Genomic DNA, 17,354 nt, shown 5'->3' on the forward strand with positions numbered 1-17,354 from the left:
TGACACCGGGCACAGGCCGCACGCGCGACGCCCCGGCCGGGCGGAGCCGGCCGGGGCGTCGGGGTGAACCGTGGGGTCAGCGGCTCTCCAGGCGCAGGTGGAGGTCCCGCTCCTGGTCACCGGAGGCGGAGGTCTCCTCTACGCTGAACATCGAGTCGAGGGTGGTGCGGAACCTGTCCACGGCCCAGTAGCCGCCCTGCACCTCCGCCTGGACGGACGAGCCGAGGCGGACCGGCGGGCAGCCCTGCTCCCGGGAGTCCGAGACGTCGTAGGTGCCGAGCCACACCATGGGCCGGTTCTCGTCGAGCTGCTGCGGTTCCTCGTCGGCGCCCCGGTCGGAGGCGAAGCAGGTCCTGAGCGCGTCGAAGACGAGACGGGCGTCCTCCTTGGATCCGCTGAGCTCCACCGTGACGGTTTCCGACCGCTCCGTGTCTGCCATTGACCGCTCCTCTCCTGGTCGTGCCTCGATGGAAGGGGGTACCCCGCCCGGCCGCTTCCATCCTCAGCAAAGCATCAGGCGGCGGTGCGGGCACCTCAGCCGCGGGCGAACTTGTAGGTCTTGCTGTCGGTGAGCATGCAGAAGCCCGGCGAGACCACGATCACGCGCAGGGTGCCGGTGCGCCGGTCGTAGTCGATGCCCTCCGCCTCGAAGGTCCCGGAGCAGGAGCTGCGCAGCGGCAGTTGCCGTAGCGCCGTGACATGGCCGGTGACGTGCGCGGACCCGCTCGGCGCGGCCGACAGGTCGATCCGGAGCAGCGGCTTGGTGACGCCGAAGAGGCTGCCCTCGGGGTCGTCCGAGGAGCACAGCAGAGTCGTGGGGCCGGAGAAGTCGCAGCCCTGGACGTCCCGTACGGCGTGGTCCAGTTCGACCGTGGCGGCCAGCGGCAGGTCGGCCGACGGCGAGGTGCTCGCGTTGACGCCGGGCGTCGGGAAGACCAGCAGCCGGGTCATGGTGCCCCACTCCCCCGAGAGCATCCACTGCCCGTCGGGCGTGACGGCGTCCCAGGAGTTGTTCAGCGCCTCGCCGGGCGCGAGCGTGTGGACGTACTCCGACCAGGCGCCGCCGGGCGCCTGCACGCGGTACATCTTCGCGGTGCCCGAGTCCCGCTGGTAGGGCTCGATGTAGTGGCCGTCGTAGGTGGCGTCGGGGTCGCCGACGTGGTTCCAGCCACGGCTGGAGAGGCCGAGGGGGATGGTGCCGATGCCGGTGTAGCGGTTGGGGCTGTTCGCCGGGACCTCGACGGAGGCGAGGCCCTGGCTCTCGGTCAGCGGATCGGCGCGGTCGGAGCCGGTCTCGGTCCAGGTGTCGGCCGCGCCGGCGGTGCCGGGCGCGGCGAGGGAGACGAGAGCCGCGGTGGCGAGGGTGACGAATGGGGCGAGGACGGTGTGACAACGTTGCCGGGCGAACACGGGCATGGCCGACTCCTCGGAGCGGGTGTGGGGGCACTCGGTCGGCGGACAGTCTGGCGTGGCGGGTTGATCATGTACAGGCCACGTCGCCCTATCGGACGTGAACTCTCACGGACCCCGCGCACCGCCGCCCGGGCGGCTCCGGCGGACGTCCGTCGCCGTGTTGAGGGATGGTGGAGGTACACGGCGGAGGCGTCCAAGGCGTCGGAGATTCGGTGTGAGCGCGGTAGAACAAGGGGAGTCGGCACCGGGGACGGCGTGCCGGGCGGACGGGCGAAGGCGGTGCGAGGCATGAGTGCAGCCGAGGCTCCGGTGGCCGAGGGCGACGAGCCGGCGCGCGGCTCCCTGCGGCCGGGCGGCCTGCTCGACGTGCTGGGCGTGGCGTCGGTGGTGCTGGACACCGACGGGCGGATCGTACTGTGGAGCCCGCAGGCCGAGGAGCTGTTCGGCTACACCGCCCAGGAGGCCCTCGGGCAGTACGCCGCCCGCCTGATGGTGCACGAGCGCCATATGAAACTGGTCGGCAGGCTCTTCGCCGACGTGCTGCGCACCGGGCAGAGCTGGGCCGGCGGTTTCCCGGTCCGCCACAAGGACGGTGGCACCCGCCTGGTGGAGTTCCGCAACATGCGGCTGCTGGACGACCGAGGCGACGTGTACGCCCTGGGCCTGGCCGCCGACCAGTCGACCGTACGGCGCCTGGAGCAGGACGTGGCGCTGTCCGAGCGGATGGTGAGGCAGTCACCCATCGGCTACGGCGTCCTGGACACCCGGCTCCGGTTCGTCTCGGTCAACCCCGCCCTGGAGGAGATCAGCGGCGTCCCGGTCGCCGAGCACGTGGACCGGGCCCTGTCCGAGGTGCTGCCGCTGATGGACGCCGAGGCCCTTCAGGAGGCGGCCCGGCGGGTGCTGGAGACCGGCGAGCCGCTGATCGGCGGCACGCTGGCGGGCCGGACGCCCGCCGACCCGGACACCGAGCACACCTGGTCGCACTCGCTGTACCGGCTGGAGGACGCCATGGGCAACGTGCTCGGCGTCGCGGTCTCGCTGGTCGACATCACCGAGCAGCACCGGGCCTCGGTGGCGGCGGAGGCCGCCCGGCGCCGGCTCGCGGTGGTCGCCGACGCCTCGGCCCGGATCGGTACGACGCTGGAGCTGGAGCGCACCGCCTGCGAACTGGCCGAGGTGGCGGTGCCGGAGCTGGCGGACGTGGCGGCCGTGGACCTGCTGGACGCGGTGGTGGAGGGGCGGCCCAGCACCCTGGGCCCGTCGGAGGCGGCGGTGATCCGGGCGCTGGCGCTGCGTCCGGCGGACGGTTCGGACGCCGTACGGGCCGCCGACCCGCCCGGCCAGATCGCCCGGTACGCCCCCGACCGGCTGGTCACCGAGTGCGTGCGCACCGGTGAGGCGGTGCTGGTGCCGCACGTCGAGGACGACGACCTGCCGCACATCGCCCGCTCCCCGGAGGCGGCCGTCCTGCTGGGGCGGTCGGGCCTGCACTCGTATCTCGCGGTGCCGTTGATCGCGCGCGGCGAGGTGCTGGGCGCGCTGGACCTCAAGCGCACCCGCAACCCGGCGCCGTTCGACGCGGACGACGTGCTGCTGGCCCGGGAGCTGGCCGCCCGCGCGGCCGTGCAGATCGACAACGCCCGCTGGTACCAGAACGCCCGCGACACCGCCCTCACGCTCCAGCGCAGCCTGCTGCCGAGCGATCCGCCGGTGGCGGCCGGCCTGGAGGTGGCGTCCCGCTACCAGCCGGCGGGCGCCACCAGCGAGGTCGGCGGGGACTGGTTCGACGTCATCCCGCTGGAGGGCGGGAAGACCGCGCTCGTGGTGGGCGACGTGATGGGCAGCGGCATCAGCGCCGCCGCCGCGATGGGCCGGCTGCGCACCGCGACCGCCACGCTGGCCGCGCTCGACCTCGATCCCGCGCTGCTGCTCGAACACCTGGACCGGACGACGTCCACGCTGGACCAGTCCATCGCGACCTGTGTCTACGCCGTCCACGATCCGCGGTCGCGCCGCTGCCGGATCGCCAACGCCGGCCACCTGCCGCCGGTCCGGGTACGGCCCGGCCGGCCGCCGGAACTGCTGGACCTGCCGACCGGGGTGCCGCTGGGCGTGGGCGGGGTCGGGTTCTCGACCGTCACCGTCGACTTCGAGCCCGGCGACGAGCTGGTGTTCTACACCGACGGCCTGGTGGAGACCCGCCGCCACTCCCTGGACGAGCGCCTCGACTTCCTGCTCTCCCTGCTGGACGACCCCGGTCGCCCGCTGGAGGAGACCTGCGACCTGCTGCTGCGTACCCTGCACCACCCGGACAACCACGACGACGTGGCCCTGCTGATCGCCCGCTCCCGGCCGGCGTCCTGACGGCGGGGTTCAGGTACGGACGCCGATCACCACGTGCGCGTACCCCTCGTCCGAGACCGCGAGATGGCTGCTCAGGCCGGCCGCGGTGAGGATCTCCAGGGCCGCCGCCGTCTGGTGCTCGCCGGTCTCGGTGAGCAGGCGGCCGCCGGGGGCCAGCCAGCCGGGTGCTCCGGCGGCGACCCGACGCAGCACGTCGAGACCGTCCGCGCCGCCGTCGAGCGCGGCGAGCGGTTCGTGGTCGCGGGCCTCGGCGGGCAGCAGGGGTACCTCACCGGTGGGGACGTAGGGCACGTTGGCCGTCAGCACGTCGACGCGCCCGCGCAGCGCGCCGGGCAGCGCCTCGTACAGGTCGCCCTGGTGGGCCCGGCCACCGTGGGCGGCGAGATTGCGCCGGGCGCAGCGTACGGCGGCCGGGTCGATGTCGGCCGCGTGCACCTCGGCGCCGTCCAGGGCGGCGGCGAGGGCGGCACCGAGCGCGCCGGACCCGCAGCACAGGTCCACGACCACCCGCGCGTCCGGCGCCAGGGCCAGCGCCCGGTCGACCAGGAACTCGGTACGGCGGCGGGGGACGAACACCCCGGGTTCGACCGTGATGCGCAGTCCGTGGAAGGAGGCCCAGCCGAGGACCTGTTCGAGGGGGTGGCCGGCGACGCGGCGCGCCACCATCGCGGTCACGTCAGGGCCCGACCGGGCGGTGGCGAGGATCAGCTCCGCCTCGTCCTCGGCGAAGACGCACCCGGCGGCGCGCAGCGCGGAGACGACGGCGGGCGGGGAGACGGGGAGAGCGGAGGCGGGGAAAGCGGAGGGCGGTACGGGCATCGGATGCCGGAGCCTTTCGGGAGCGCGAGGCCTCGGGGCGCTCCCCGCGGTCACCGCTGCCGGTGGACCGCGCCGTCATGAGGAGAGAGCACCCCGGCTGACACAGCGGTGATGGGTCTCACCTCCTCGTCTTCTCTCGACGTCTTCTCGGCGACTGCGTGTCGCGAAGGCCGCGGGGGTCTGCGGCCGGACGGCCACGATACACGCCAGGGGCGTCCGGGTGGCCGCCGAGGGCGAGCCGGTGGCGGCGGGCGGCTCCCGTGACTCCCGACCTGAGTTGTACTGTGCAACCACACCGCTTGAGGAGGTATCCCCGTGAGCAGCGCGGCGCAGTCGGCCGTCGAGACGATCCAGCGCGAGATGACGGTCTTCGCACGCCGGGCGCGCGCCTCGGCGGGGCGGATGCATCCCGAGCTGTCGCTGGTGTCGTACACCCTGCTCGGGCATCTGGAGGAGAGCGGCGGGTGCCGGGCGACGGACCTGGCGGCCCACTACGCGCTGGACAAGTCCACGGTGAGCCGCCAGGTGGCCGCCCTGGAGCGGGCCGGACTGATCGAGCGCCGGCCGGACCCGGCGGACCACCGGGTCCAGGTGCTGGACCTGACGGCGGCGGGCCGGGAGATCCTGGCCCAGGTGACCCGCAGCCGCCGGGCCGCCTTCCGGGACCGGCTGGCGGACTGGCCGGAGGCGGACCTGGTGCGCTTCGCGTCCTACCTGGAGCGGTACAACGCGGGCCCGGACGGCACGGACACCGACTGAGCGGCCGGTGCGGACTCCGGCCGAGCGGCCGGTGCGGGCCGGCCGCCGCTCACGCGGGTACGGCCGCCCGCTCGTCCGTCAGCCGCTCCGGGACCCTGGCCCCCATGAACGCCGCGTGCAGCCGCAGCCGGAAGCCGAGGGCCTCGTACAGCCGGATCGCGTTCGTGTTCCGGGCGCCGGTGTGCAGGAACGGCGTCTCGCCGCGCTCCCGGATGCCGTGCGCGACCGCGAGGATCAGCCGGGTGGCCAGGCCCTGGCCGCGGAAGGCCGGGTCGGTGCAGACCGCGCTGATCTCGGTGTGGCCCGGCGGGTGCAGCCGCTCCCCCGCCATGGCGATCAGCGCGCCGTCGCGGCGGATGCCGAGGTAGGTGCCCAGTTCGACGGTGCGCGGCAGGAACGGTCCGGGCTCGGTGCGGGCGACCAGGTCGAGCATCTCCGGCACGTCCGCGGGGCCGAGCCGGACGGCCTCCTCGTCGGGCGCGGTGACCAGGCCGTCGTCCACCAGCTGCACGCCCGCCGCGTGGAAGGTGATCTCCCAGTCCGCCGGCACGCTGCCGCGGAAGGCGAGCAGCGGGACCTCGGCGCCGGGCCCGGCCAGCGCGGCGAGGTCCGCCCAGTCCCGCGCGTCCGGCTCGTCGGGCAGCGCAAGCCACGGGGAGACGTCGAGCGGATAGCGCAAAATCCGTCCGTACCGCTCGGCGAAGTGGGCGTGCGGCCCGGTGAGCGAGGCGAGGGCGGGGTTGTCGAGGAGGTGCGGGGCGTCGGCGGCGGCCGGGCCGGGTACGCCGGAACTGGCGAGGCTCACGCGCACACCCCGCTCACGGTCCTGGAGACGTTGGTCTGGAGCATCCTCTTCCTCGCTTCCCTCGCACGGTCACCGGCGCACACCACCAGCCGGCAAGGATCGCCAAGGCGGAACACCGGGCGGGTATTCCCGCCGTCCGGAACGGCCCGGAACCTTTCATACGGCCGCAATGATCGGGTGCGTGGCCGGGCGGGCTCAAGGAGGGCTGGAACTCGCGGTTCACGGCAGGCGCGAGGTGCGTCGTACGGGGTACGAGACGGGTGTGTCCGCTCGTGTGGGGCGAGCGGCGGGGCGGCGGGCCCGCGACACCGGCCCGGCCGGATCTCCGGCCGCGGCGGTGGCGAGGAGGTGGACATGCGTACCCGGGTGCGTGGTTGGCGCTGGCGGCGCAACCCGTTGCGGCGCCGGTCCGACGTGGTGGAGGCCTGGGTGGTGCTGGTCGTCGCCGTACTGGTCGGCCTGGTCGCGCCGCTGGTGGGGGTCGCCGCGGGCCTGCACGCGCACGGGGAGGCCCGGGCGCTCGTGGCGGCCCAGCGGGCGGAGCGGCATCAGGTTCGGGCCACGATGATCGGCGACCCGCCCCGGCGGACGACCGTCTCCGAGGCCGGCCGCCGGCAGCCCTACATCGCGCGGATCCGCTGGTCGGAGCCCGGCAAGGGCGCCCGTACCGGCTGGGGCCGGGTGCCCGCGGGGACGCGGGCGGGCGATGCGGTGGCGGTGTGGCTGGACTCCCGGGAGCGTGCGGTGGAGCCGCCGCCGGGCGAGGGCGCGGTGTGGCAGCACACCGTCATCATCGGGCTGTGCGCGGCGGGCGGGGCCGCGGGCGTGGTGCTCCTCGGCCAGGCCGTGGCGCGCCGGATCGCGCTGCGGCACCGGCTGGCCGAGTGGGAGCGGGAGTGGGCGCGGACGGGCCCGAGGTGGAACCAGCCCCGGACATGAGGGGCCGGCCGGTCGCGACGCGCGGGGTGGGTTTCGGCCGATTCGGGGGTCCACCCTTCCCTTGTGGTTTAGACCAATGCTAATTGTGGTCGCGCAATGAGCCCGCATGGCTACGTCTTGTGACCAACAGGAGGGCGCGGCATGGCCCGCACCACCACCCCGCACCAGCCCGCATCGACCGGCGACCGGCCCCTGTACGCACGGGTCGCGTCGCGGCTGCTCGACGAACTACGCGACGGCACCATACCGCCGGGTGAACGGCTCCCGGGGGAACGGCAGTTGGCCGTGCACTTCGAGGTGAGCCGGGAGACCGTCCGGCAGGCGCTGGAGATGCTGCGCCGCGGCGGTCTGGTCGCCACCGACCGCCGGGGCAGCCACGCCTCGCTGCCCGGCCGGCCGGTGGAGGCACCGGAGACGCTGACCTTCCCGGTGGGCGCGCGCTCGGCGGACCCCTGTGCCTACGACCGGGCGACGGTGATCTGGGAGACGCCCCCGCCGGAACACGCGCGGGCGCTGGGTCTCGCCCCGCACCGGCCGACGCTGGTGCACCGGTACCGGTCGGTGACCCCGGAGGGCCGGTCGCTGCGGACGGCGGTGACGTCGTTCTCGGCGGTGGCGCTGGCCGAGGTGGTGGAGCTGGGCCGGTACCGGGGCCGGGCCGACGGTGCCACCCCGGCGCAGTTGCGGCGGGCGTACGACTGGATGCGCAAGGCGGGTCTGACCCTGCACCACCGGGACGCCATCACCCAGGTCAGTGACGCGTCCTCGGTGCGGGTGACCCGGCGGGTGCACGACCAGTTCGCCCGCCCGCTGGAGATCACCGATCTGGTGGTGAACTCCGAACAGGACACTTTGGTCTACGAGTTCACGCTGCCGGCGGCGGGCTGAGCCGGCGGGCGGTCACCAGCCGGGCGCGCGGGCTGCCGTCGTCGCGCCGCCCGAACTCCGGCTGGGGCGCCGTCTCGACGGCGAACCCGGCCCGCCGCAGCCCGCCCAGCACGTCGCCGAGCCGGAAGGCCCGGTAGTACATGACGAACGGCGGCCGCCACAGCGCGTTGCGCACCCGCATCACGGCGTCGAAGCCCAGCAGCGCCCAGTAGGCGGGGCGGGTGGGCCGGGGCGGGGCGAGGACCGGGAAGGCGAAGCGGCCGCCGGGCCGCAGGGCCGCGTGGACCTGGCGGAAGAGGACCGGCAGTTCGCCGGGCAGGAAGTGCCCGAACGCCCCGAAGGAGACCACGAGGTCGAAGGCGGCCGTGAACGGCAGGGCCCGGGCGTCGCCGCGCACCCAGGCGACCCCGGGTCCGCCGGCCGGCCGGATCCGGCGCCGGGCCACCTCCAGCATGCCCGCGCTGAAGTCGACGCCGGTGACACTGCGCCGGCACAGCCCGGCCAGGGTCTCGGTGCCGGCGCCGGTGCCGCAGCACAGGTCGAGGCCGTCCTGGTAGGGCCCGGTCCCGGCGAGCGCCTTCGCGACGGACTCCAGGACGGCGTCGGGGGTGCGGAAGGGGGTGTGGTCGAACTTCGGGGCCAGCAGGTCGTACCCGTGCTCGACGGACGACAGCGCCTGCACGGCGAGTTCACGCAACGAGGGGCCTTCGGGACCGAACATCGCGTCAGCCTAGGGGCACCCGCCGCGCCAGGACCAGCAGGGCGCGTTCGCACCAGCGCAGGTTCTGCTCCTCGAAGCCGATCCCGGCCATGAGGGTGAGATACGGTCCGACGCGTTCGGCCGTGGCCAGGTACTCGTCCTCGGCGCGCCCGTCGAGGAGGCGGTCGCGCAGCCGCCGGTAGCGGTCGAGTTTGCCGCGCACCCGGTCCATGCGCTCCTCGATCAGCACCCGGGTGACGTCCGGGTCGCCGCCGTCCATCGCCTGGACCTTGATGAGGAGTTCGTCGCGGACGGCGGTGGGCCGCTTCGGCGGGCGCCCGGCGAAGGCGCCCAGTTCGGCCCGGCCCGCCTCGGTGAGCGTGAACATCCGCTTGTCGGGCCGGCGTTCCTGCCGCACCACGCGGGACGCGACGAGTCCGTCCCCGGCCAGCCGCTCCAGTTCCCGGTAGAGCTGCTGGGGCGTGGCGGGCCAGAAGTTCGCGAGCGAGACGTCGAACGACTTGGACAGCTCGTAGCCCGAGGCCTCGCCCTCCAGCAGGGCGGCGAGCACGGCGTACCTGAGCGACATATGGACAGGCTAGCAGCGGTTGATTAATGTCATCCGCACCTATTCAAATAATTGAGTATGTGAGGAGGTGGTCCGATGCGCGCGTTCCGCGAGGCGGTGGAGGCATGGGACATGGACGCCGTCGAGGCTCTGCTGGCCGAGGACGTCGTGTTCACCAGCCCGGTCGTCCACAAGCCCTACCGGGGCCGGGAGGTCACGGCGCTGATCCTGCGCACGGTCAGCCAGGTCTTCGAGGACTTCCGGTACGTCCGGGAGATCGGCGCCCCGGACGGGCCCGACCACGCGCTGGTCTTCACCGCGCGGGTGGGCGACCGCGAGCTGACCGGCTGCGACTTCCTGCACGTCGGCGAGGACGGCCTGATCGACGAGCTGATGGTGATGGTGCGTCCGCTGTCGGGCGCCCAGGCCCTGGCCACGGCCATGGGCGCGCGACTGGCGGACGTCACCCCTTGAGCTTGGCCAGGGTGGCCCTGGTGTCCGTCTTCAGCCAGTCCGACACGTCGGCGAGGGCGGGCGGATCCTTGTCCTTGTCGTAGGAGCTGAGGTAGGCGCTGTAGCTCATGCTGTAGGTGGCCCAGCCGTCCCGGACGGCGAGCGTGGCGTACCGGGAGCCGCTGGAAGAGCCGCTGGTGGTGTCCTGGCTGACCAGGTAGGCCTCGTCGCCGATGCCGGTGACCGGGTCGACGTCGTAGCCCTTGTGGCTGTCGCCGTAGTTCTTCCAGGTGGCGGTGAACTCGGGCCCGGGGTCGGTCTTCCGGTGCAGGTCGAGCTGCATGGAGAGGTACGCGTCGGCGTAGGAGGAGCCGGATTTCTTCAGGCTCACGCTGCAGTAACCCTCGTCCAGCACCGGGTCCTTGAGGGAGGTGTGGGCCGGCGAGGAGTCGTTCTCGGTGTACTCGTCCTTGAAGGAGGAGTAGTCGGCGTCGGAGCACAGGTCGGCCGGTGCCGCGTAGCCGCGCAGGTCCGCGCTGTCGCCGGTGCCGCCGAGCAGGAGAACACCGCCCGCCCACGCCGCGGAGGCCACGACCGCGCCGACGACCGCCCACAGCACCGCCTTGCCGGCACCACCGCCGCCGGCCGCGGGGGGTGGCACGGGTCCGAACTGCGGTGCCTGCGCGTACGGGTTGACCGGCGGCGGGTACCCCGGGACCCCCTGGCCCGGCTGCGGCGGGACCGCGGGCTGTCCGACCAGCGTGGGCTGCGCGTAGGGGTTTCCCGGCGGCGGGGACGCCGGGTTGGGGTACGGGTAGGCCGTCGGCTGCGGCGGGACGGCCGGCTGCTGCGCGGGCGGCTGGGGCTGCTGAGGCGGCTGGTCCGCCGGCTGCGGCGGAGGTGGCGTGGACATGGCCCGAACATAATGGATACCCGCTGGTCAAGTCCCCTTCGGGCGCCGATCGTTATGGTCCGTGGACATCGGGTGCCGTCCCGTGACACAGCGGCCGGACCGGACAAGGCTCAGGGGGCGAGCGGCAGGGGCCGGACAGGGAGGTCCCGCACGCTGTTGCCGACGAACCCGGCGTGCGGGGCCAGTTCACTCTCGGGGACGGCGAGCCGCAGTCCGGGGAAGCGCGTGAACAGTCTCTCCAGCGCTACCGCGGCCTCCATACGGGCCAGCGGGGCGCCCAGGCAGTAGTGGGCGCCGTGGCCCAGCGAGAGGTGGCGTACGGCGTCGGGGCGGGCGGGGCGGGTGACGTCGAAGCGGTCGGCGTCGGGGCCGTGCGCGGCGGGGTCCCGGCCGGCGGCGGAGTAGCCCGCGAGCACCGGGGTGCCGGCCGGCAGGAGCGTGCCGTCGAGGGTGAGGTCCCGTACCGGGTAGCGGAACGGGAAGCAGCTGACCGGAGCGTCCCAGCGCAGGGTCTCCTCCACCACGTCGGCCCAGCCCGCCCGGCCGGCGCGGACCAGGTCGAGCTGGTCGGGGTGGGCGCACAGGGCGCGTACGGCGTTGGTGACCAGGTTGAGCGTGGTCTCGTGCCCGGCGATGATCATCAGCAGGAGTGTGCCGATCAGCTCCTGGTGTCCGAGCCGGTCCCCGCCCTCCTCGCGGGCGGCGATGAGGGCACTGGTGAGGTCGTCGGCCGGGTGCGCGGCCTTGGCGGCGGCGATCTCGCCGAGGACGGCGACGAGTTCCCGGTTGGCGGCGACGGCCTCGGCGGGCTCGGTGTCGGTCGCCACGACCTTCGCCCCGAGCCGGTGCAACCGGTCACGGAACTCCGCTGCCACACCGAGGAGTTCACCGATGACGGCCAGAGGCAGCGGCAGCGCGAAGTGCCGCCGGAGATCGGCGACCCCGTCCGCCTGCCGGGCGGCGCCCTCCAGCCCATCGAGGAACTGATCGGTCAACTCCTCGACGCGAGGGCGGAGTTCCTCGACGCGCCGGGGGGTGAAGGCGCGGCTCACCAGGGACCGCAGCCGCCGGTGGTCGGCGCCGTCGGCGGTGGTCATGCCCGGCACGGTCGCGAAGGTGCGCAGCGGCCAGCCCTCGGCGACGCGCCCCTCCCGCAGCGCCGTGAAGTGCCGTGCTTCCTTGGCGACTTCGGGATGCTGGAGGAACTCCTTCAGCGCCTCGTGCCCGAGGACGACCATGCCCTCGATCCCTCCGGGCAGCTCGACCGGCGCCACGGAACCCTGGGCGAGCAGCCGCGCGTCGCGGGCGTGCGGGCAGCCGCCGGCCGGGTCGAGGCGGTGCGGTGTACGGGCGGCGGGCATGTTCTCCACCGGACGACTCCTGACTTCCCCGGGGACAGGACGGCTCGATGGTAGGCGCCCCGGGCCGGTCGCGGCGCGGGTCCGTGAGCGGCGGGCGGGAACAGGCCGGTGCGGCGGCTTGTTGAAGCGGTCACGGGCACGGCCACGCATCGAGTGGTACCGTGCAGTCAGCACTCGTGAAACGCCCGCCCTGGGCGCCGGTGCCGTTTCTCTCTCCTCCAGCTGACCGATCCGCCGCTCTCTCGGCACGTCAGCTTCCCAGCACCACCTCGCGACCTGGCCTTCCGTGCCGTACCCGAGGTGCCGTTCCGCCGCGCGCTCGCGGCCTTCCCCCGCCGTCTCCACAGTCTTCAGTCTTCCGTCCGCGAAAGGACATCCCTCCATGACCACCACACTCGAACACCCCGCCGTGGGCCGGAAGGCCCCGGCCACGCCCGCCCGGCTCGTCACCGGCGTCCTCGACGTCGACGCGCACGGGAAGGGGCACCTCAGGGCAGCGGGCCTGCTGCCCTCCCCCGGCGACCCGGCGGTCCCCCCGGCCCTGATCCGCCGGCACGGACTGCGCAAGGGCGACCTGGTCGAGGGCGTGCTCGGCGACCGGGGCACCCTGACCGAGGTCGCCCGGGTCGACGGCCGCGCCCCCGCCGACCTGGGCGGACGCCGGCACTTCCGGGACCTGACCCCGGTGCATCCGCACCGCCGGCTGCGCCTCGAACACCCCGGGTCCGGCCTGGCCGGGCGCGTCACCGATCTGCTGGCGCCGGTCGGCAAGGGCCAGCGGGGACTGCTCGTGGCCCCGCCCAAGAGCGGCAAGACCGTGCTGCTCCAGCAGTACGCCGCCGCGGTCGCCGGCAACCACCCGGAGTGCCGGCTGCTGGTGCTGCTGCTGGACGAGCGGCCCGAGGAGGTCACCGAGATGCGCCGCTCGGTGCGCGGCGAGGTGTACGCCTCCACCTTCGACCGCTCCGCCAAGGAGCACATCGCGCTGGCCGAACTCGTCGTCGAGCGGGCGAAGCGCCTGGTCGAGGCCGGGGAGGACGTCGTGATCCTGCTGGACTCGCTGACCCGGCTGTGCCGGGCCCACAACAACGCCTCCGCCGCCGGCGGCCGTACCCTGAGCGGCGGGGTCGACGCGGGCGCCCTGCTCGGCCCCAAGCGGTTCTTCGGCGCCGCCCGGCAGACCGAGGAAGCCGGCTCGCTCACCATCCTCGCCACCGCCCTGGTGGACACCGGCTCGCGCGCCGACGGTTACTTCTTCGAGGAGCTGAAGAGCACGGGCAACATGGAGTTCCGGCTGGACCGGGAACTCGCCGCCCGCCGGGTCTTCCCGGCCGTGGACATCGACGCCACCGGCACCCGGCGCGAGGAACTCCTGCTCGAATCGGCCGAGTTGACGGCCGTACAGGGACTGCGCCGGGCCCTGCGGTCCCGGGACGGCGCCGCGCACGGGTCGGAGACCCTGCTGGAGCGGCTGCGGAACACGCCGGACAACGCCACCTTCCTGCGGCGGATCCGGCCCACCCTGCCGGCCGGCTGACCCGGTCACCGAGGGCGGCCGAGTGCGGCATCCGGGTTGCTCGGATGGGCCGAACGGCCCGGCCGACGCGGCATGTCCGCCCGTCCTTCGTACGTTGTTTCATATGATCACCGGACTTTCTCATCGGACGGCCGTGTCGGCCTGTTGCCTGTGCGTGGCAGGGGTACTGGCGCTGACGCCGGCCACGGCGGCCGCCGCGCACCGCGCCGGGGACCCCGCCCCGCCCCGGCCGGCCGCGATGCCCGGGCCCTCCCTTCTCTACCGGGACGGCATCCAGGTCCGGCCGCGCCAGGGCGCACCCGCGCTGCCCACCCCCTCGGCGCTGTCCTGGCTGGTGGCCGACGCCGGTACGGGTGACGTGCTGGCGGCGAACGGGGCGCACCGCCCGCTGCCGCCCGCGAGCACCATGAAGACCCTGTTCGCCCTCACCGTGCTGCCCTCGCTGCCCAGCTCGATGCAGCACACCGTGCGCTACGAGGAACTGGAGGACGTCGGCGAGGGCAGCAGCCTGGTCGGTGTCGAGGAGGGGCACTCCTACCGCGTGGCCGACCTGTGGCACGGGGTGTTCCTCAGCTCCGGGAACGACGCCGTGCACGTGCTGGCCTCGCTCGGCGGCGGCTGGCAGGCCACCACCGCCCGGATGCAGGTCAAGGCCCGTGCGCTCGGCGCCCTGGACACCCATGTCGTCTCCCCCGACGGCTACGACGCCCCCGGCCAGGTCTCCTCCGCGTTCGACCTCGCGGTCTTCGGCCGCGCGGGGCTGCACAACCCCGACTTCGCCCGGTATTGCGGCACCGCCCAGGCCGGCTTTCCCGGTGACGGCTCGTCGTACGCGATCGAGAACACCAACCGGCTGCTGACCGGCGAGGACGGTGTGGCGCCCTACCCGGGGCTGCTCGGCATCAAGAACGGCTACACCAGCAACGCGGGCAACACGCTGGTGGCCGCCGCCCGGCGGGGCGGGCGCACCCTCGTCGTGACCGTGATGAACCCTCAGGAGGGCGACGGCCTCGCGGTGTACGAGGAGGCGCGCGCGCTGCTCGACTGGGGCTTCGCGGCGGCCGGGCACGTCGATCCGGTGGGCTCACTGGACGCGCTGCGCGCGAAGTCCGCCGCCGCGTCGGCGTCGGCGCTCCCGGTCTCGGCGGCCACCTCGGGGTCGCCGGACGACGACTCGGGCTGGTCCGGCACGGCCGTCGTCGCCGGGCTTTCGGGGCTCGGCGCGGGAGCGGTGGCGCTGCGGCTGCGGGCCAAGGGCCACGGCCGGTCCACCCGGGTCTGACCGACCGGCAGGCCCAGCAGCAGGCCGAGGGTGATCCAGGTATAGGCGTTGGCCCCGAGGAAGGCGCCCGGGCCGGCCGCGCCGTCCGACCACAGCCAGACCACGCTGGTGCACAGCACGGCGTACAGGGCGCCGGCGGCGCGCGGCCGGCCGGCGCGCAGCAGTACGGCGAAGGACGGCAGCAGCCAGACCAGGTGGTGCACCCAGGTGACGGGGCTGACCAGGCAGGCCGCCGCGCCGGTGAGCGCGGACGCGGCCGGCCAGTCCCCGGCCGCCACCGCCCGGCGGGCGCGCCAGGCCCAGACGCACAGGGTCAGCAGCACCGCCGTCGCCCACAGCGGGCGCCCCGGTTCGCCGAGGCGGGCCAGCACTCCTTGCAGGGACTGGTTCGAGACGTAGTCCAGGCGGCCCACCCGGCCGGTGTCCCACAGCGCCCGGGTCCAGTAGGACCGGGAGGCGCCCGGGTCCACGCAGGCGGCCAGCCCGGTCGTCGCGACGGCCACGGCCGTCGCGACGCCGGCCGCGCGGCGGCGCCCGGCGAGCAGCAGCAGACCGATGAACAGGGTGGGCGTGAGTTTCACGGCCGCGGCCAACCCGATCCCGATGCCCGCCCAGCGGCCCCGGCCGGTGGCGAGCAGCCGGCAGTCGGTGAGCACCAGGGCGAGCAGGACGAGGTTGACCTGCCCGAAGCTGAAGGTGTCGCGCAGCGGCTCGAACAGGGCGAGCGCGCACAGCGCGAGCGACCACCGGTACCAGCCGTGCCGGCGCCACGCGGCACCGGCCAGCAGCCGCAGGACGACGGCGAGCGCGGCCAGGTTCACCAGCAGGGACAGGACGATCGCGGGGGTGCGGCCGAGCGGGGCCAGCGGCAGCATGGCGACGGCGGCGAAGGGCGGGTAGGTGAAGCCGTAGGCGGTGCCGGGCACGTGGTAGTCGTAGATCCGGCCGCCGTGCGTCCAGGTGTGCACGGTGCCGTAGTAGACGCGCAGGTCGAAGAAGTCGCGCAGCAGCGGCACGGTGGCGGTGAAGAGCGCGACGGCACCGGCGAGGACGCACACCAGCAGCGCCCGGCCCCGCTCGGTGCGCGGCGCCCGCGTCCCCAGAGGCCGCCGCCTCACGCCGTACGCCCCGGCACCGGAACCCGCGCCGCCTGGTGGGCCTGCCACAGGACGACCACACCGAGCACCCCGCCGCACACCGCGAGGACCAGTTGCCCGGGCTGGGCCGGGCCGCCGCTGGGCAGTACGGCGAGGGCCAGTACGCCGACCAGGACGGCGGCCCGTCGGCGTACCGGGGTGTCGGGCGCGCCGGCGGCGATGAGGAACAGGCCCCACAGCACGTACCAGGGGCGGATCGCCGGGCCGAGGACGGCGACGGCCAGCAGGCTCAGACCGAGCGCGTACACCGGGCCGGGGCGCGCCCGGAGCCAGATCAGCAGGACGGCACCGGCGGTGGCGGCGAGGCCGGCCAGGTGCCAGACCGGGACGGCCAGCGGGGCGAGGCCGCTGCCGAGGTGCGTGAGCAGAGCGCCGGTGGCCCGGCCGAGCAGGCTGGTCAGTGCCCAGTTCCGCGGGGAGACAGGAGTGCTCAGGGCGGCGATCCAGCCGTAGCCGGTGCCGGCCAGGGCCGTGGCGGCGACCGTCGTCGCGGCGCAGGCCGCTGCCGTGGCCAGGACGGCGGGCAGCGGCCGTCTCCCGGCGCGCACCGCGAGGATGACGACCGCCAGCAGCCCGAGCGCCGCCGGTGCCTTGACCAGGCCGGCGAGGGTGACCAGGACCGCGCCGGGGGCGGGTCCGAGCCCGCGTGCGGCGAGCAGGCCGAGGCCGAGCAGGCCGAGCATCAGGGCGTCGTTGTGGGCGCCCGCGACCAAATGCAGCAGGACCAGCGGGTTCAGGGCGCCCAGCCAGAGCGCGGCGGCCGGGTCGGCGCCGCTGAGCCGGGCGAGCCGGGGCAGCGCCGCCGCCATGAGGGCGACGCCGAACAGGGCCAGCAGCCGCATCCCGAGCAGGCCGGCGGGCAGTTCACCGCGGGTGAGGCCGGACAGGACGGAGGCGGGCGCCAGGAACGCCGGGCCGTAGGGGGCGCCGGTGTGCCGCCACATCGGGGCGACCTCGTCGGCGAGCGGACCGCCGAGCCGGGCGGGGCCCTGGCCGTAGACGTCCAGGTGGGCGTCGGCCATCGCGCCCTGTGCGAGATAGCTGTAGACGTCCCGGCTGAACAGCGGCGGCGCGAGCAGCAGCGGAGCCGCCCACACGGCGAGCACCAGGAGCAGGTCGCGCGGTGCCGGTGGCCGGGGGCCGCGTACCAGGCGGCCGAGGAGCACCCAGGCGGCCGTGAGCAGGACGACGCCGAAGTACACCCCGACCAGGCCGAGCCCGGCCTGCGCCGGGGCGGGCAGGTCCCGGACGGGCAGGGCGCCGGCCGTCTCGCCGCCCAGGGCGAGAGCGGCGGTGCCCGCCAGCCCCAGTGACCGGCAGCGGCGGAGATCGACGGGGGATGCCATGGCCAACACGGGTTCAGCGTGTCGACACGGGATGGCCGGAAGACGAC

16 protein-coding genes and 1 pseudogene are annotated in these 17,354 nt (G+C 74.5%); 7 read left to right on the plus strand and 10 right to left on the minus strand.

Going from position 1 to position 17,354, the window contains the following annotated elements; all coding sequences use genetic code 11:
* Nucleotides 1-76: 76 nt before the first annotated feature.
* Both NX794_RS21750 and NX794_RS21755 read right to left on the minus strand, forming a co-directional pair.
* On the minus strand, nt 77-439 hold the full coding sequence (locus tag NX794_RS21750; RefSeq protein ID WP_258780342.1) for a hypothetical protein: 363 nt from the start codon (nt 437-439) through the stop codon (nt 77-79).
* Between the two features lie 95 nt (nt 440-534).
* Nucleotides 535-1,416, minus strand: a complete 882-nt coding sequence (locus NX794_RS21755) for a hypothetical protein (RefSeq protein WP_258780343.1) — start codon at nt 1,414-1,416, stop codon at nt 535-537.
* A 285-nt stretch (nt 1,417-1,701) separates the two neighbouring features.
* Between NX794_RS21755 and NX794_RS21760 the strand changes: the two genes are divergently transcribed.
* Nucleotides 1,702-3,780 (plus strand): SpoIIE family protein phosphatase, encoded by a 2,079-nt coding sequence (locus NX794_RS21760; RefSeq protein WP_258780344.1) that lies wholly within the window; start codon nt 1,702-1,704, stop codon nt 3,778-3,780.
* Between the two features lie 9 nt (nt 3,781-3,789).
* Here NX794_RS21760 and NX794_RS21765 read toward each other — a convergent pair whose 3' ends face one another.
* Nucleotides 3,790-4,599, minus strand: coding sequence for a putative protein N(5)-glutamine methyltransferase (locus NX794_RS21765; RefSeq protein ID WP_258780345.1), 810 nt, complete (start codon nt 4,597-4,599; stop codon nt 3,790-3,792).
* Nucleotides 4,600-4,959: 360 nt separating this feature from the next.
* Between NX794_RS21765 and NX794_RS21770 the strand changes: the two genes are divergently transcribed.
* Nucleotides 4,960-5,358 (plus strand): MarR family winged helix-turn-helix transcriptional regulator, encoded by a 399-nt coding sequence (locus NX794_RS21770; protein WP_258780472.1) that lies wholly within the window; start codon nt 4,960-4,962, stop codon nt 5,356-5,358.
* A gap of 49 nt (nt 5,359-5,407) precedes the next feature.
* Here NX794_RS21770 and NX794_RS21775 read toward each other — a convergent pair whose 3' ends face one another.
* Nucleotides 5,408-6,163: a GNAT family N-acetyltransferase gene (locus NX794_RS21775; protein WP_258780346.1), complete on the minus strand. Its 756-nt coding sequence runs from the start codon at nt 6,161-6,163 to the stop codon at nt 5,408-5,410.
* 354 nt (nt 6,164-6,517) lie between these two features.
* Here NX794_RS21775 and NX794_RS21780 point away from each other — a divergent pair, with 354 nt between their 5' ends.
* Nucleotides 6,518-7,102 carry an Rv1733c family protein gene (locus NX794_RS21780; protein ID WP_258780347.1) on the plus strand — a complete coding sequence of 195 codons (585 nt, stop codon included), beginning with the start codon at nt 6,518-6,520 and terminating at the stop codon, nt 7,100-7,102.
* Nucleotides 7,103-7,243: 141 nt separating this feature from the next.
* On the plus strand, nt 7,244-7,990 hold the full coding sequence (locus NX794_RS21785; protein WP_258780348.1) for a GntR family transcriptional regulator: 747 nt from the start codon (nt 7,244-7,246) through the stop codon (nt 7,988-7,990).
* Here the strand turns inward: NX794_RS21785 and NX794_RS21790 are convergent.
* Both NX794_RS21790 and NX794_RS21795 read right to left on the minus strand, forming a co-directional pair.
* A complete protein-coding gene (locus NX794_RS21790) occupies nt 7,968-8,711 on the minus strand; it encodes a class I SAM-dependent methyltransferase (RefSeq protein WP_258780350.1) in 744 nt (247 codons plus the stop codon). The genes NX794_RS21785 and NX794_RS21790 overlap by 23 nt on opposite strands.
* Before the next feature lie 4 nt (nt 8,712-8,715).
* Nucleotides 8,716-9,279, minus strand: coding sequence for a PadR family transcriptional regulator (locus tag NX794_RS21795; RefSeq protein ID WP_258780352.1), 564 nt, complete (start codon nt 9,277-9,279; stop codon nt 8,716-8,718).
* Nucleotides 9,280-9,354: 75 nt separating this feature from the next.
* Between NX794_RS21795 and NX794_RS21800 the strand changes: the two genes are divergently transcribed.
* Nucleotides 9,355-9,732 (plus strand): nuclear transport factor 2 family protein, encoded by a 378-nt coding sequence (locus NX794_RS21800; protein ID WP_258780353.1) that lies wholly within the window; start codon nt 9,355-9,357, stop codon nt 9,730-9,732.
* Here the strand turns inward: NX794_RS21800 and NX794_RS21805 are convergent.
* Together NX794_RS21805 and NX794_RS21810 are read right to left on the minus strand one after the other, a co-directional pair.
* Nucleotides 9,722-10,624 (minus strand): hypothetical protein, encoded by a 903-nt coding sequence (locus tag NX794_RS21805; RefSeq protein ID WP_258780354.1) that lies wholly within the window; start codon nt 10,622-10,624, stop codon nt 9,722-9,724. The genes NX794_RS21800 and NX794_RS21805 overlap by 11 nt on opposite strands.
* A 110-nt stretch (nt 10,625-10,734) precedes the next feature.
* On the minus strand, nt 10,735-11,985 hold the full coding sequence (locus tag NX794_RS21810) for a cytochrome P450 family protein (protein ID WP_258780474.1): 1,251 nt from the start codon (nt 11,983-11,985) through the stop codon (nt 10,735-10,737).
* A 382-nt stretch (nt 11,986-12,367) separates the two neighbouring features.
* On the opposite strand from NX794_RS21810, the gene rho reads away from it, so the two are divergent.
* A complete protein-coding gene (gene rho / locus NX794_RS21815; RefSeq protein WP_258780355.1) occupies nt 12,368-13,522 on the plus strand; it encodes a transcription termination factor Rho in 1,155 nt (384 codons plus the stop codon).
* A gap of 238 nt (nt 13,523-13,760) precedes the next feature.
* A pseudogene (locus NX794_RS21820) lies at nt 13,761-14,456 on the plus strand (D-alanyl-D-alanine carboxypeptidase family protein); the annotation flags it as partial.
* Between the two features lie 59 nt (nt 14,457-14,515).
* Here NX794_RS21820 and NX794_RS21825 read toward each other — a convergent pair.
* The gene (locus NX794_RS21825; protein WP_258780356.1) at nt 14,516-15,922 is read right to left on the minus strand and encodes a glycosyltransferase family 87 protein; all 1,407 of its coding nucleotides are present in this window, start codon (nt 15,920-15,922) and stop codon (nt 14,516-14,518) included.
* Nucleotides 15,919-17,307, minus strand: coding sequence for a polyprenol phosphomannose-dependent alpha 1,6 mannosyltransferase MptB (gene mptB, locus NX794_RS21830; RefSeq protein ID WP_258780357.1), 1,389 nt, complete (start codon nt 17,305-17,307; stop codon nt 15,919-15,921). Before mptB ends, NX794_RS21825 begins: the two co-directional genes overlap by 4 nt.
* Nucleotides 17,308-17,354: the final 47 nt, after the last annotated feature.

The sequence above is a fragment of the Streptomyces pyxinicus genome (assembly GCF_024753135.1).
Classification (GTDB): Bacteria; Actinomycetota; Actinomycetes; order Streptomycetales; family Streptomycetaceae; genus Streptomyces; species Streptomyces pyxinicus.